Origin of the sequence: Acidovorax sp., assembly GCF_046339755.1 — a bacterium.
In the GTDB taxonomy this organism is placed as follows: domain Bacteria; phylum Pseudomonadota; class Gammaproteobacteria; order Burkholderiales; family Burkholderiaceae_C; genus Acidovorax.
In genome coordinates this window covers 1-14691 of sequence record NZ_JBKDTZ010000291.1, presented here as the reverse complement: position 1 = coordinate 14691, position 14691 = coordinate 1, and the positions used below count along the sequence as shown (strand labels likewise).

Annotated in this window: 10 protein-coding genes and 1 pseudogene; 6 read left to right on the top strand and 5 right to left on the bottom strand. The window is 67.0% G+C overall.

All coding sequences use genetic code 11. The features are described from left to right. Positions 1 to 639 precede the first annotated feature (639 nt). Together ACK59X_RS25160 and ACK59X_RS25155 are read right to left on the bottom strand one after the other, a co-directional pair. Positions 640 to 786 (bottom strand): hypothetical protein, encoded by a 147-nt coding sequence (locus ACK59X_RS25160; protein ID WP_409961133.1) that lies wholly within the window; start codon positions 784 to 786, stop codon positions 640 to 642. A gap of 557 nt (positions 787 to 1343) precedes the next feature. Next, complete coding sequence (locus ACK59X_RS25155; protein WP_409961131.1) at positions 1344 to 2567, bottom strand: MFS transporter; 1224 nt, start codon at positions 2565 to 2567, stop codon at positions 1344 to 1346. A gap of 87 nt (positions 2568 to 2654) precedes the next feature. Between ACK59X_RS25155 and ACK59X_RS25150 the strand changes: the two genes are divergently transcribed. Next, complete coding sequence (locus ACK59X_RS25150; protein ID WP_409961129.1) at positions 2655 to 3290, top strand: TetR/AcrR family transcriptional regulator; 636 nt, start codon at positions 2655 to 2657, stop codon at positions 3288 to 3290. A 163-nt stretch (positions 3291 to 3453) separates the two neighbouring features. Here ACK59X_RS25150 and ACK59X_RS25145 read toward each other — a convergent pair whose 3' ends face one another. Beyond that, entirely contained in the window at positions 3454 to 3936 is a 483-nt protein-coding gene (locus ACK59X_RS25145) for a thermonuclease family protein (protein ID WP_409961127.1), read from the bottom strand. 660 nt (positions 3937 to 4596) lie between these two features. Here ACK59X_RS25145 and ACK59X_RS25140 point away from each other — a divergent pair. After that, positions 4597 to 5073: a tetratricopeptide repeat protein gene (locus ACK59X_RS25140; protein ID WP_409961125.1), complete on the top strand. Its 477-nt coding sequence runs from the start codon at positions 4597 to 4599 to the stop codon at positions 5071 to 5073. A gap of 217 nt (positions 5074 to 5290) precedes the next feature. Here the strand turns inward: ACK59X_RS25140 and ACK59X_RS25135 are convergent, their stop codons facing one another. Beyond that, positions 5291 to 10618, bottom strand: a complete 5328-nt coding sequence (locus tag ACK59X_RS25135; protein ID WP_409961123.1) for a DUF4347 domain-containing protein — start codon at positions 10616 to 10618, stop codon at positions 5291 to 5293. Positions 10619 to 11283: 665 nt separating this feature from the next. Here ACK59X_RS25135 and ACK59X_RS25130 point away from each other — a divergent pair. After that, the gene (locus ACK59X_RS25130; protein ID WP_409961121.1) at positions 11284 to 12012 is read left to right on the top strand and encodes a hypothetical protein; all 729 of its coding nucleotides are present in this window, start codon (positions 11284 to 11286) and stop codon (positions 12010 to 12012) included. Positions 12013 to 12078: 66 nt separating this feature from the next. Here the strand turns inward: ACK59X_RS25130 and ACK59X_RS25125 are convergent, their stop codons facing one another. Continuing rightward, positions 12079 to 12720 (bottom strand): PepSY domain-containing protein, encoded by a 642-nt coding sequence (locus ACK59X_RS25125; protein ID WP_409961119.1) that lies wholly within the window; start codon positions 12718 to 12720, stop codon positions 12079 to 12081. Between the two features lie 138 nt (positions 12721 to 12858). Here ACK59X_RS25125 and ACK59X_RS25120 point away from each other — a divergent pair, with 138 nt between their 5' ends. The 3 genes and pseudogenes from ACK59X_RS25120 to ACK59X_RS25110 form a co-directional block, all read left to right on the top strand. Next, positions 12859 to 13590: a PepSY domain-containing protein gene (locus ACK59X_RS25120; RefSeq protein WP_409961118.1), complete on the top strand. Its 732-nt coding sequence runs from the start codon at positions 12859 to 12861 to the stop codon at positions 13588 to 13590. After that, positions 13591 to 14280 carry a response regulator transcription factor gene (locus ACK59X_RS25115; protein WP_409961116.1) on the top strand — a complete coding sequence of 230 codons (690 nt, stop codon included), beginning with the start codon at positions 13591 to 13593 and terminating at the stop codon, positions 14278 to 14280. Further along, positions 14280 to 14691 (top strand): annotated as a pseudogene (locus ACK59X_RS25110) (sensor histidine kinase); the annotation flags it as partial. The gene ACK59X_RS25115 and the pseudogene ACK59X_RS25110, both read left to right, overlap by 1 nt.

The window sequence follows — 14691 nt, the reverse complement described above, 5'->3', positions numbered from 1 at the left end:
GGAGGCCGGGTCTCGGCCCGGCGGCCGAGGTACCTTTCTTTGCGTCGCCAAAGAAACGTACCCCAAAGAAAGGCGACCCCGCTGCCCGTGTCCCCCTCGCCGGTGGCGAGGGGGCAGCCTGCGATGCTCGGTCCTGGGGTGCACCGCGGAACTCGCTGCGTTCCCCCTGCGGGTGAACTCCGCTCAAACATCCGCGGTGAGTCAGACAACGATGCACGAGTCCTTCGGCACGTGCTCACCCCAGGCCCTGCGCTTCTCGGCACGGTCAGAAGGGGGTGGGAACGGGCTCCACACGGGCCATTGCTTCGCTCGGCCTGTGGTCCTTCGCTGCGCTCGGCTCGCTAGGGCGGCTACGCCGCCCGTCGGCAGCGCGCAGCGCGAACCGACACCAGGCGCAGCTGCAAAAGCAGCAGCCGTCTTTGACCCCGCGCCCCACCCCTTCTGGCTGCGCCGAGAAGCGCAGGAACTGGGGTGGGCGTGTGTGCCGAAGGACACAAACGCTTCGTCGTCTGGCTCGTCGATGCTGTTTCTTTGCCTACTTTCTTTTTGCGCAAAAAGAAAGTAGGTGCGCCGCCGGGCGCACATCCTGGCTCCCGCCCTCAACAAAGGCATGCAGTCACCACAAAAGCAAAAGCCGAATCACCCCAACGGCTTCCACTGCGGCGCTTCCGGCTCCGGAAACAGCAGGGCTTCGCGCGCCGGGCGCTGCATGGCCTCCCACTGCCGGCGGCGCTTGATGTCGCGCGGGCGGAGCTTCTCGGGATGGGTGCGGTGGGTGCGGGACATGGCCGTCTCCTCATGGGCCCCGGACAAGGGGCCATGCCTCCATTGGCGCGCTGAAGGGGCGTCGCGCGTGTCGGACGGGTTCGACGCGGCCTATCGGTGGGCTGGCAATGGAGATGCAGGGCGGTGCCGGGCTGCAGCGCATGCATTCCACCAAAAAAACAGCCCGCTGGTGGGCGGGCTGCAACTTGCTGTCTAGCAAGGGAGGGGTGGGTGTCGATGCGGTATCGACAGGTGAATACTAAGGACCTCGCCCGCCCCGTTTTGTAGGACGACAGCCCATTGATGCGTATCCAAAAAGAGAAGCCAGGTCCGGGTCGGCTGGTCAGGGCAGCCATGGTGCAAGCGCTTTGCCGCGTAGGAATTATCCGACCCGGCCATATTGCAAAAGACTGCAGGAAATTGTTGCAGTGCGTTCTACGCTTGGTGCATCTTCACGGAGGACCACATGCCTATCTTGGGAATCGTCTTTGGCATCCAGGCCATTGCCATTGTTGCCGCACTGTCGTTGAGCCTGGCCATTTACTCCTGACCAGACTGGCGTTGTTCGAAAGGCCTGCTCAGGCTTGAGCCGTCCGCCGCAGCATCAAACCCAGCGCCGCAAGCCCCAACGCCAGCAGCGCCAAGCCAAACCCCAGCGCCGTGGCGTGCAGCCCAAAATAGCCTGCCGCCAGCCCTGCCGCAATCGCCGGCAGGCTGAATGCCAGGTAGCTCAGCACGAAAAAGCCCGACATCAGCCCCCCGCGTTCCGCCGCGGAGGCCGTGCCCACCAGGCTGCGCAGCGAGCCGTTGAAGCCCGAGCCGAACCCCACCCCCGCCACCACCGTGCCCGCAAAGAAAGCCGCGCTCGAATGCAGGGCCACGCCGGCCAGCGTGATGGCCAGCCCCAGCACCAGCGCCCAGGTGCCTACCAGCAGGGCCTGGTGCGGTGGGCGCAGGCGCACGAAGAGAATGGCCACGGCGGCCGTGAGCACCAGCGCGCAGATGAGCGCCCCGCCCAGTACCGGCGCATGGCTGCCCGTGATCACCCGCGCCAGCGTGGGCCCGAGCGACAGGTAGAAACCGCCCAGCGCCCACAGCGCCGTGTTCAGCGGCAATATGCGCGCCAGCGTGCTGCGCGAGCTGGCCGGTATGGCAATGCGCGGGCGCAGCGAGCGCCAGGCGCCCCGGCGGCGTGCCACCGTCTCTGGCAAAAACACGGCGGCAACCGCCTGCGCTATGAACAGCACCAGCAGCAGCTCGAACACCAGCGCCGTGTGCGTGGGCGCAAACTGCACCAGCGCGCTCGTTCCCAGCGCCCCCAAGGCCATGCCCAGCATGGGCGAGACGGTGTTGACCAGCGCGCCGCGCTCGGTGTGCAGGTCGATCAGTGCCGCGCTGAGCACGCTGGTGGCAATGCCCGTGGCCAGGCCCTGCACGGTGCGCGCGGCAAACAGCCAGGCCACCGAATCGGCCTGCCAGAACAGCACGGTGGAGGCGATCTCCAGCACCAGCGCCAGCAGCACCACCTCGCGCCGGCCCCGGTGGTCCGAGAAGGTGCCGAACACCAGGGCCGTGGTGAGCAGGGCAAAGGCGTAGCTGGCGAACACCAGCGTCAGCGTCAGCGCCGAAAAGCCCCAGTTGTCGCGGTACAGCGCATACAGCGGCGAGGGCGCGCTCGACGCCGCCAGAAACCCCACCAGGATGGACGCCAGCAGCCACAAGGCCGGGGTGCGCCCCATGCGCCGGGCGGGCGCCGTGGGAGCGGGGAGGGCAGCGGCAGCCGCCGTGGGATTGAGTGCCATGGAAATTTCCGGTACGCCATTAAAGCAAAGACTTTGCTTTTGCGGTATTAAACCACTAAAGCAAAAATTTTGCTTTAGCATGGCGGCATGAACCTTCGACCCAACCTGCGCCCCGGGGGCCGCAGCGCCCGCGTGCAGGCCGCCGTGCACCGCGCCACCAACGAGCTGGCCGAGGAAATCGGCCGCGCCCAGCTTACGGTGCCGCTGATCGCCGCGCGCGCGGGCGTCACCCCCTCCACCGTGTACCGCCGCTGGGGCGACCTGGCCGAACTGCTGGCCGATGTGGCGCTGGACCGCTTCAGGGCCGAGACGGAGCCCGTGGACAGCGGCAGCGTGGAGGGCGACCTGCAGGCCTGGGCGGAGCAGTTCTTCGAGGAAATGGGCTCCGAGGTCGGGCAGACCATGCTGCGCGACGTGCTGGCCGGTCGCATACAGGGCAGCATGGCCGTGCCCAGCCAGTGCGCGGCCTACACAGCCAGCCAGATCGAGATCATCATCACCCGCGGCCTGGCCCGCGGCGAGGCCGTGCCCACGGTGGAGGCGATCATGGACGGCGTGGTCGCGCCCATCATCTACCGCACGCTGTTCGGCCCCGCCCGGGCCAGCCATGCGCTGGTGCGGGGGCTGGTGGCGGGCTGCATGGCCGGCGCGGGCCGGCCGGGCGCGCAGCGCAGCGATGCCGCCGTGGCGCTGGATGGCCTGGCGGGGCCGATGCTGGAGTAGGGCAGCGCGCTCCGTGTGGCACCACCACTGCGGCATGGCCGCAGGCGCGGATCAGCCGGGATGCGGAAAAGGCCAGCGCTGCGGGCCTGCCCAAGGGCGCAGCAGGTACCTGCACCTGCGGGCCCACCGCGTTCGTTGGCTGATGGGCGAGTGGCGGGGTGGCTTAGGGGTAGCGCTGCGGGTTGGCCACGGGGCCCGTGGGCTTGAGCTTGCGCGTGGCGCGCCAGTCCCAGGGCGGCAGCGGACTGTTCTGCACCCACAGCCCGCGCCCGGCAGCCTGGGCGCGCAGCTGGATGTCGGCCAGCGCCTCGTAGCCCAGGCCCACCTTGGGGTCGAACCAGGCCATGCCGGCGCGCAGTTGCTCGGCGGCGGCGTCCTTGCCCTGGCATTCCACGTCGGCCACGGTGCGGCCGTGCACGTCCACCGAGAGGTTGCTGAGCTTGACCTTTTGCGGAATCAGGCACAGGTTGACCAAGTTCTTGTGCGACATGTCGCCGTAGGGCTGGCGCATTTCGGGCGCGTCAATGGCGCGGATGGCGACGAAGGTCTCCTCGTTGCGGGTCACGTCGCCGCAGCGGGCGCGGAAAGAGTCGCCATCGTGGATGGCAACGACCAGGCAGAGCAAGGTGGCGGTGGTCAGGGGCATGGCGTGGCCGGGTGCTGCTGGGTGGGGGCTGCAGCGGCGAAGGCGGCGCGCTGCCGCGCCGCGGCACGCGGGCGGTGCCTGTCGTCGATCCGTTCTGCCATCCCTCTCACCCCGATGTGTGTGTTGGTGGAATTTTTGTGGCGCTATTTTGCTATGACTGGGCCGGCCTGCAACGGCTCCAAGTGCGGTTTTGGGGGGCTCACCCAAATGCCTGGGCATGTGCAAAGGGACGCAGCGCACCGGATCGCCTGCCTTTGCGCGGGCCGTCGGGTATTCGCGGCGGCCACCTGCCCGTGTGCCGCGCACAACGCCTGCAGCGCAAGGCACGCCCCGCGCGCCCTTGATGGGTAAGAATGCAGGCCCATGCGACCCTGCATGCCCGCGCCTTCCTCACGCCTTGCCGGTTGGACTGGCGTACTGGGCGCCCGACATGCTGTTGCTGGGCCACTGCCGGCGTTTGCCCTGGCGCCCGCGCCCATCGGGGCGGTGCTGTTGTGTGGAAGTGCCAGCATTCTGCTGTTCGTCTTATGCTGGTGCACGTGGGCATGGCCCGGGGCGGCCGTCCGTCATGAAAGCCGTGCATGATTGCCGTTTCCGGGGCCTGCCGCCGCGCCCGGAATCTTCTGTTTCTTTCTTCATTTTCGACAGGAAGGTAGCGCCATGTCCGATGCACAGCACAACCCCTATGAAGACGCCACGGCTGCCTATGACCGGGGGCACCTGAACAAGGCCTTCAAGGGCTTTCTGGCGGGGGCGCAAGCGGGCGATGTGGACTGCATGGCCATGGTCGCGGTGATGTACGGCGCGGGCGAGGGGGTGCGCATCGACCTGGCGCAGTCCATCGAATGGGACAAGAAGGCCATTGCCGCGGGCAGCGAGCTGGCGTTCCTGAACATCGGCATCAGCTACCGCTGCATGGGCGACATGGTGAGCGCCAAGCGCTGGTTCCTGCGCGCGCTGGATGCCGGCGACGCCGAGGCCGCGCTGCAGCTGGCCAAGCTCTACATGGTGAGCGAGCTTGAATCCGACCGGGTGAGGAAGTACCTGGCCATGGCCATCGACAGCAGCACCGCGCTGCAAGAGACGCAGGAGGAGGCGCGCCGCCTGCTTGCGCAGGTGCCCGGGCGCGAAAACTGACATGGGCGAGGGGCCATGCACACCGTTTTCGGGGTCGCGAAGGTCTTTGTCGGCATGACAATCCCGGCGCGCAGGCAGGGGCCCTGCCTGCGGCTGGCCCGATATTGGGGTTGACCGGACCGGGGCCGGGAGCGCGCCTGCGCCTGGCCTGGCATGGCAGCGATTTCGGCAGATTTCTTTCTTGAATGGCCTGCCAGCTCAGGACACCAGGACAGGCTCAGGCGAACTCGATGCCGCTGGCCGCCAGCCCCACCAGATCGATGCGCGCAGCCGTCGCATCCAGGTGCGCTGCCATCACCGCCAGTTCGGCGCCCGAAACGCCACTGGCCAAGATGTCGGTGAGGATCTTAAGTTCACCCGTGCTGCCGGCGCGGCCGGCTACGTTGGTCCAAAGGGTTTGAGCGATCTGCGTCGGTGTGCCCGCGCCCAGTATTTGCAAGCCCGCACCTGCAATGGCCTGGCTGCTGAGGCCGGCGTCCAGCATGCGGATCACTTCGCCCACCAGGCCCTTGTTGGCCAGGGCTGCGGGGCCGGCCAGTGCACCCAGCAGGCGGGCGGCTTCGCCGGCATGGCCATGGAGGTCCAGCGCGATCCTGGTGTCGGTGAAGGTCACGCGCTCGACATTCGTCGCATCGAGCATGGCACCGTCGGTCATGCGCTGCAGCGTGTAACTGCCGTCGGCGCCATGCTGCACACGGGTCTGCGCCAGCGCTGCGGGAATGACCAGCGTGTCGATTCCCGCCCCGCCGTCCACATACCGGGCCAGGCCCAAGGTGGGGGTGATCACGTTGTTGCCCGCATCGCCAGTGACCGTGACCTCGCGCACCGCATCCACGCGGATGGCTCCCGCGGAGGGCATGCCGTCGAGCAATTGGGCCGCGGTCTTGCCTGCGGTCTCGGTCGGAAACAGCTGTGCGAAGGCGCTGGCCACCTGCTCGGCGCTCCAACCGGATACGCCCTGGATGGCGGCGCCTTCGCCTTGGCCCAGGTCGCGCCCCAGCCACTTGGTGAAGAGGTACGCGGCAGCCTCTTGGGCAGCACTGTGCGCGATGGTGAGAGCCGGGCCTGTTTCGAAGCGGACCTGCTCCACGTCCACCAGCCAGTCGGACACGCCCGATGCGATGTGCGTGAGCTTGATGCCGGCTCCGTCCAGGGTGACGGCGTAATCGCTTCCCTTGCCCTCTTGCAGCGCCACATCGAAGCCGGTGCCGCCATTGAGCCGGTCGCTGCCTGTGCCGCCCGACAGCATGTCGTTGCCGGCGCCGCCGAAGACGGTATCGTTGCCCGCATCGCCAAACACCTGGTCGTCGCCGGCTTCGCTGCCCACCACATCATTGCCGGCACCGCCGTGGATCACGTCGTCATCGGGACCAAGCACGATCCATTGGGCACCGCCATCACCACTGGCAATGTTCTGGCCTGCACCGCCAATGACGCGCACATCGCCCACCACGGCGACGAACTCGATGTTTTCCACCTGGATGACGGTGCCGCCGGGCAGGCTGCGGGCATCGATGATGATGGCCTGCTTGCCGTCCGCAGCGTTGGTGCTGCCGTTGATGACCAGAGGTTGGCTGCCGTCATACCCGGGGCCTATGGTGGGCTTGAGGATCTGCACATTCAGCTGCTCGCCTGCGGCCAGGGTGGCGTAGAAGGCGTTGCCGGCATTGGTCAGTTCGGTGTTGGGGCCGGTGACGCGTTCGATGCGCAACCCCAGTTCGGCCAGCGCCGCAGCGCCGCTGGTGCTGTTGGCCAGGCCTTCGGCCGTGAGGCCTACGCCGTTGGGCACGCCGACAGAGACCACGGGCTGGCCGCTGGGGCCGGTGGCGATGGGAATGTCCGCCAGGGGCGTCGTGCTGCCAGGTGTTTCAGGGCGCGTTGGCTGTACCACGGGCACCGTGATGATGGTGGAGCCACCGGGGCCCGGTGCGGTGGTGACGGGCACGCCATCGACAATGGCGGAGGGCGGGGCGACCGGGTCGGGCGGAAACACCTGCTCACTCACCACAAGCCGGAAGGTGTCCGCCGCTGTTGCGCCCTGGCTGTCGGCAGCAACCACCTCGATGTCCAGCACGCCTACGTCACCGGCCGCCGGAGTACCGCTGAACGAACGCGTGACGGGATCAAAGTGCAGCCATGAAGGCAATGCGGCCCCGCCATCCAGCCGTGCACTGAAGCTGAGGGTGTCTCCCAGATCGACGTCGGTGAAGGTGTTGGCGGCGACTTGAAAGTTGAACACCGATCCTGCCGTGGCGCCCTTGTCGGCAAGGGGTGCATGGAGCGTGGGCGCGTCGTTGGTATTGGCAACGGTGATGCTGAAGGTGTCTGTTGCCGGCGCGCCATGTCCGTCGCTGGCACTGACGGTAATGACCAGGGTGCCAACGTCTGCGTTGGCAGGGGTTCCACTGAACGTGCGCGTCGCAGGATCGAAGCTCAGCCATGCCGGCAGCGCATCGCCATTCGAGAGCTGGGCGCTGTAGGTGAGGGTGTCGCCAGTGTCGGCGTCTGCAAACGCATTGAGCGGAATCACGAAGCTGAAGGCCGCGTCTTCTGGCGCGGTCTGGTCTGCGAGGGGATTGGCCAGCGCGGGATCGTCATTGACCGCCGTCACATCGATGCCCTTGGTGCCCACGGCACTGCTTTTGACCCCGTCGTTCACGCTGAAGCTGATGGTGCGGCTGTCGGTATGCGGGCTTTGGGAGCTGTTGCTGTATGACACGTCCCGCAGCGCCGCCTGCCATTGGGCCAGGCTGGCCGTGCTGCCTGCGGAAGCCAGCGTCAACGTGCCCGTGGCAGTGCTGAAGCTGCCAACGATATTGCCGTAGGTCGCGCTGCTGGTATTGGTGAACTGCAACACGTCTTCACCACTTCGGTAATTCTGCGAGACCTGTACCGTTGCCGCCGTGAGGGTGCTGTTGTCCAGGTCGGAAACCATCAGCCCCGGGTCGATCTTCACCGGGCCCTGTCCCTCGGTGAAGGACGCACTGCCACCGGTGAGGTTCAGCAGCGGGGTCTTGTCGACCGTCACCACCTGGATGGTCCTGGTCGGCGCATTGCTGTTGCTGGTGCCGTCGTTGAGGGTGAAGCTGACCGTTCGGGTAGACGCGTTGGGGGTGATCGCAGTATCGGTGTAGCGCACCGTGCGCAGCGCCGCCTGCCATTGCGCCACGGTGGCCGTGCTCCCTGCCGAGGCCAGCGTCATCTCACCTGTTGCGGCGTTGTAGCTGGCGGTGATGTTGCCGTAGAGTGTGGCATTGTTGTTGACAAACACCAATTGATCTTCGCCACCGCGGAAGTTGCCTGTGATGGCGACGGTGGCGTAGGCCAGCGTGCCTGTATCCACGTCGGAGACGGTGAGGCCCGCATCAATGGCCACCGGTGTCGACGCCGTGTTGTCGCCAGCGGTGAAGACCACCGGGCCCCCGCTGGTGGTCACGATGGGCGCGTCGTTGACCGACAGCACGGTGACAGTGGAACTCTGCAACCCGAATGCCGTGTCCGCACCGCCATTGGCGGTGCCGCCGTTGTCCTTGAGGAAGGTGATCGACGCCACGCGGGAGCCGGTGCTCGGGTTCTCGCTGGCGTTGCTGTAGCTGATACCGTTGAGCACCGTCCGCAGGGTAGAGCTCACGAGCGAGGAGCTGGCCAGCACTGTGACGGTGGCCACGCCTGCGGCAACGCTGACCGAGACCTGCAGGCCGTTGTTGGCGGTGGAGCCGACCGTGTTGCCGTTGAAGAGCGCGACGGTGGAGCCATCGATGGCCAGCGACTCGCTGGACCCATCGTTCACATTCGTGATCTGCAGGACGAATGAGGTGAAACCCTGGCCCTGTTCCACCGTGCTGGCGGCGCTGATATTGAACAGGTTGACCCGACTGCCGCCTTCGGTGAAGGTGGGCGACAGACCCGTGCCCGTGAGCGTGGGCGCATCGTTGATGGCGTTGAACTGCACCTGCGAGGTGTAGGTGGGCGAGGTGCCGCCGCCGCCATCGGTGAGGCTGTAGCTGATGGTGCGCGTCAGCTTGACCGGATCGTCCGGATGGCTGTTGAGAAAGCCCACGGTGCGCATCAGGGCCTGCACCGCCGCCGGCGTGGCGTTGCTGTTCAGCGCGAAGTCCAGGCTGTCGTTCCCGGTCCCGCCGCTGAACGTCGCGAAGGCCACCCCTCCATAGCTGACCGTGTTGCCGCTCACTCCGATCTGCCCGGCGCCGTTGCCCTGGTTGATCACCACGAGCGAATCGTAGGTCACCGAGCGGTTGGTGATGATGTTCACGCTGAGCAGGCCACCGGCGAAGTTGGCGCTGTCGGTGTCGGTGACCAGCGCATCGCCGCCGGCATCGAGTGCCACCGCCGGGCCCCTCTCGGTGGCGCTGACGACATCACCACCGATGTCGCTGATCACCGGGGCGGTACTTGGAGGCACCGCTGCGCCGATGATCAAGTCATCGATGGATATCGAGATCTCGGTCTGGCCGCCGGAGCGCACGATGCGGACCTCGTCCAGGTACTCCCACGGCTTGCCGGACACCGACACGATGATTCCGCCCGACAAATTTGCAGCAATCTGGAAGGTCTGCCGAGCGTCGTCAACCGCTTGCCCATCGCGATAGCCCACCAGCGCGTAGTCATCGCCAGAGCTCTGGAAATTCTCCACCGTGACGGACTTGAAACTGAACTTCCCGCCGTCGGTGGATTTGAGCACTGCGGCGGCCTGGCCCACGGAATTGTAGAAGTCGCCTTGCAGCACCAAGGCCTTGTCGCTGTTGTTATTCGCCAGACCGGTTGTACTGGCGTCGTTGGTATAGGCAAGAACGCTACCGGGATCAATGCTCCCATCCCTGCCGATCACCGAGAACGTCCAGCCTTCGAAGTTCGCGGCTTGACCCTGTGGCACGTAGGAGAAACCGCTACCGTCGAGGATGACAGTGTCAAAGAGCTGGGAGGTTGCGGCCCCGAGCAGGTTGGCGTAGCCGCCCAGGCCGGCAGCGGCGGAGAGTTGGAATGCCTCGACGGGGCCCGTGCTCTGCTCCAGCACCCAGTTGCCGCCCAGGTGCGCGGCACCGGTGTTGTCGGTGGAGCCGCCAACGTCTGCACCCGTAATGGATGCAATGGTGTCGAGCAGCGCCTGCCCTTGCCCCCCCTCGGCCACCTTGCAGCCATAGAGCAGCAGGTCCCCGTCGACCGCCAGGGACTGGCCAATCCGCTCCAGATCACTGCGGTGGTCTTGCATGGTGTGTGCCGAGAGCCAGGCCGACCCCGCCTGCACGGCGCCTGGGCTGCCGTGGGAAATCAGGGTGATGGAGTCGATACCTTCCCGCCCCGCGAGATAGGCGGCCATCTGGGCAAAGCCGTTTTGCGCCGGGTTCAGAATGAACACTTCTGCTCCCTCTGGAAGGCCCTGGACGATCTGCTCTGCGCTTTCCAATTGGCCGTCGACAAAGAAAATGTCTGTGCGGGTGGGCTGGGCCGAAATCGCCGCTGGCGCTTCAAGGCTGACCTGGGATGCGCGATTGCCGTTGTGGGTTTCTGCTGGCTGGTAAGTCATGGAATGGCGGTGTAGGATCGCAGGCGTTGCCCGCACCACAAAAAGTGTACACATACTATTGTGGAAATGGGTTGGAAAATGCGCAAGCAATGCTTTGCCAAGATGGCTTTCCCCATCCACTGAGCAGGCGCCTGCTTGGTACGGCGGCGATCCTCCGCGCCGCTGACTGCTTTGCACCTAGCATGCGCGCGGGCCAAGATTGGGGGCCGCGCACGCATGCCAAGGCCAATTCGCTGTTGCCGAGGCAAAGATCCAAGCCCGGCATGGGACTTGCGCGGCCCTGAAAAGATCGTCAATACGTTCCTGGAGCGGAAGGCAGACGCTTGTGGCGCCTTTGCCGCGTGTTGTCGCACGGCTTGCCCCTGTTCCACCATGGGCTGCGCCGCACTTGGCACACCCATCCGCATGCCGGTGTCAGCGCGGTGGTGAAATGAATGGTGATGCATGAGTGGTGATGCGCCTTCGCCACAACCGCTTCGCTGGGTCTTGTTGTCCGCTTTTGCCACTCGCCGTGGCGCTACCATCAGGCATTGGCCGAAAGCATGGGCGGCAAGCCTGCCGCACGCCTTCGCTTGCTGGCTCCCTCCCTTCGATGTCAAACCCTGTTCCATCCAATGCGCCTGCTACCTCCGTTCTCGCTTGCCTTGATTGCCACCTTCGCTGCCATGTCCGGCCCTGCGGCCGCCCAGGCCCGCGACGATCTGGAGCTGAAAATCACCGGTGTGACCTTCATCGAAGCGCCGCCTGGTCGAGACAAGAACCTCACGGCCTTTGGCGCATCGCCTTCGCAAGAGAAGGTAGAGGTGAACGCCGTGGCCGTGAGCCGCAGCCTGCAGTTCGTTCAGGAGACCGGCGGCTTCATGGACAAGGGCGAAGTGAAGGTCACGGCCATCTTCCCCGACAAGAGCAGCCAGGCCTTCGGAAGCGCCGAGGTGAGCGGCTTTCCAAAGTTCTCGGCCGACGGGCGCACGCGCAGCTTTAATCTGGCCATCAACCGCCTGCCTGACAGGCCCGTGAGCGGCCTGGTCTTCGAGGGTACGGTGCCCTTGACCGTGGCCACCGGCAGCAGCAAGGCCGCGCAGGCGCTGGACCCGCAGCGCCCTGGCGCTTTCAAGCTGGGCGGCGTGGAAATTCGGCAGTTCAAGGTCGAGGGCAACAGTCTGAACATCGAGGGCAACGATTCGCTGCAGCGCATCAAGACGCTGTCGTTCAAGCTGCCCTCGGGCCAGGTGGTGCACGGCGAGCGCGGCGGCTGGCAGCGCATGAACGCTGACTACCGCCAGACCTGGAAGTTCGATGCCCCGTTGCCCAAGGGCGAGTTGCAGGCCGAGCTGTACGAGGGCCTGCGCACCGTGCGCCAGCCTGTGCGCTTGGTGGTGGGACGGCCCTGGTAAGGGAGGGCGCCAGCCTGCCGGCCTGCGCGTGCAGGCCAACGGCAGGCAATGGGGCCTGCCCGCCGGTCAGTCGTCCAGCCGCTCGCTGAGCACGCGGCCGGTGTGCGGGTCCAGGCGCAGTTCCACGGACTGGCCGGCGGTGTTGGTGGCGTCGGCCTCCCAGAAACCGTCGTCGTACTCCACGCTGCGCACGCGGGTGTAGCCGGCCTGCTGCAGGGATTGGCTGATCTGCGCGGCCGCGAGCACGGGTTGCCCGCCCACGGTGCCGCCGCTGCGACCCACCTGGCTGAGCACTTCCAGCGTCTGCGGGTGCAGCACGAATTCCACCTTTTCGCCCAGCAGGTTCTGGCGCGCTTCGGCCTGCCAGAAGCCGTCGTCCAGCTCCAGGTCGTGCACATAGGTCCAGCCGCCGGCGCGCAGGGCCTGGGCCACCTGGGCCACACCGGGCAGGGTGCTGCCGATGTCGCTCTTGCGCACGGCGGTGAAGCTGGCGTCGGCGTCCTTCACGAGCACGGTGGCGCGCTGGCCGTCGTTGGAGATGGCCTTCGCCGTCCAGTAGCCGTACTGTTTTTGCAGTTCGTGCACGGCCACGTACTGGTTCTGGGCGATGACGTTGAGCGCGTCCTGCGCGCCCAGGGCGAGGGCGATGGAGGGCAGGGCGGCGGCTGCGGCCAGGGTCAGGGTGGCAAGGGTCTTCGGCTTCTTCACGGTGCTTTCCTTTCGGGTTGGTCGGTATGGAGGGCAGTGTGGCCAGCCCTGCCTAAACACGGTGTGAAGCCCTTGTTCATGGGGCGTTTAGATTCGTCCGCAATAATCCGCGCGATGGAACGAAGGATGAGCCGAAGGATGAGCATCAGGGCCGCGTGCGCGGCGCTGCTGCTGGCCTGTGCACCGGCGCTGGCGGCGCCCCCGCTGGGCGTGCCCGCAGAGCAGGAGGTGGCGCGGCGCGGGGTGCTGAGCGGCCAGCTCAAGCCGCTCAACAGCGTGATCGCCGAGATCAGCCGCCAGTACAACGGCCGCGTCATCGATGTGGAGACCGAGCGCGGGCGCAAGGGCGAGCTGCGCTACGAGATCAAGCTCATCGACGCGCAGGGCCGCAAGCACGAGGTGCTGGTGGACGCCGCCACGGGTGCCGTGGTGGCGCAGGAGAGCGACTGGCCCACCCAGCCCGTGGCCCCGGCGCAGATGGCGCGCTACATCAAGCGGCTGGAGCAGCGCTATGGCGCGCGCGTGTCGGAGGTGGAGTTCGAGCGCGATGCGCAGGGCCAGGCGGTGTACGAGGTCAAGCTTTCCGAAAAGCCCGCGGGCCAGATGAAGCTGCTGATGGACGTGTCCACCGGCGAGGTGATCCACCCGCCCCAGGGCGCCGCGCCCAAGGCGGACATCAAGCCGATGTGGGCCATGCTTGAATCGTTGCACCCGCGCTTTGCGGGCCTGGTGCTGGAGGTGGAGCTGGAGACCGACCACCGCCGCCAGCCCCACTACAGCGTGGAGCTGCTGCAGCCCAACGGCCACAAGCTGGAGCTGGAGTTGGACGCCATGACGCTGCAGGTACTGCGCCAGAAGGTAGATGACTGAATGCGTGTATTGGTGGTGGAAGATGACGAGGCGCTGGCCGGCCAACTGCGGCAGGCGCTGGAGGCGGCGGGCTTTGCCGTGGATGTGGAGCACGATGGCGAGGCCGCGTCCTTCGCGGGCACGGCAGAGGCCTACAGTGCCGCGGTGCTGGACCTGGGCCTGCCGCGCAAGGACGGGCTGAGCGTGCTGCGCGACTGGCGCGAGGCCGGCTGCGGCTGGCCGGTGCGGGTGCTGACGGCGCGCAACCGCTGGAGCGACAAGCTCGCCGGCTTCAATGCCGGGGCTGACGATTACCTGACCACGCCCTTTTTGATGGACGAGGTGGTGCTGCGCCTGCGCGCCATGCTGCGGCGCACGGCGGGCGTGGCCGCCAGCGTTCTGCGCGCCGGCCCGCTCGAGTACGACGTGGTGCAGGGCCGCTTTGCATTGCAGGGCCAGGGCCTGCAGCTCACGGCGCAGGAGCACCGCATACTGGCCTACTTCATGCACCACCCGGGGCGGCTGCTCACGCGCGGCGACATCAGCGAGCATGTGTACGCGCGCGACCTGGACCCGGACTCGAACACGCTGGACGTGCTGATCGGCCGCATCCGGCGCAAGCTCGGGGGCGCGCCGAGGCTGGTGACCGAGCGCGGCCCGGGCTTTCGGCTGGAGGCCGGGCCCGAGGATGCAGCCCGGGGGCCGGCCTGATGGCGCTGGCCCAGCGGCTGGCGCTGCAACTGGCGCAGTGGCCCATGGCCACGCGCATCGTGCTGCTGGCCCTGGTGCCCATGCTGGTGCTGGTCGGCGCGGGCGGCTGGTGGCTGCGCATTCAGATGCACCAGAGCCTGCTGGCCAGCTTCGAGCAGGTGCTGCGCGACAAGGCCCAGCGCGTGGGCGCGCGGCTGCTGGTGGACCCGCAGGGCGGCCTGCGCGAGCAGGCCGGGGCGGTGGACGAGTTCAGCGCCATCTATGGCGGCTGGTACTGGCGCGCGCAGGCCGGCAAGCAGGTGCTGCGCTCGCGCTCGCTGTGGGACATGGACGCACCGCCCGCCGCAGCCGGGCCGGCGCGCGGCTCGCCCGTGCTGCACATGGCCACGGGGCCGATGCAGGAACCCCTGC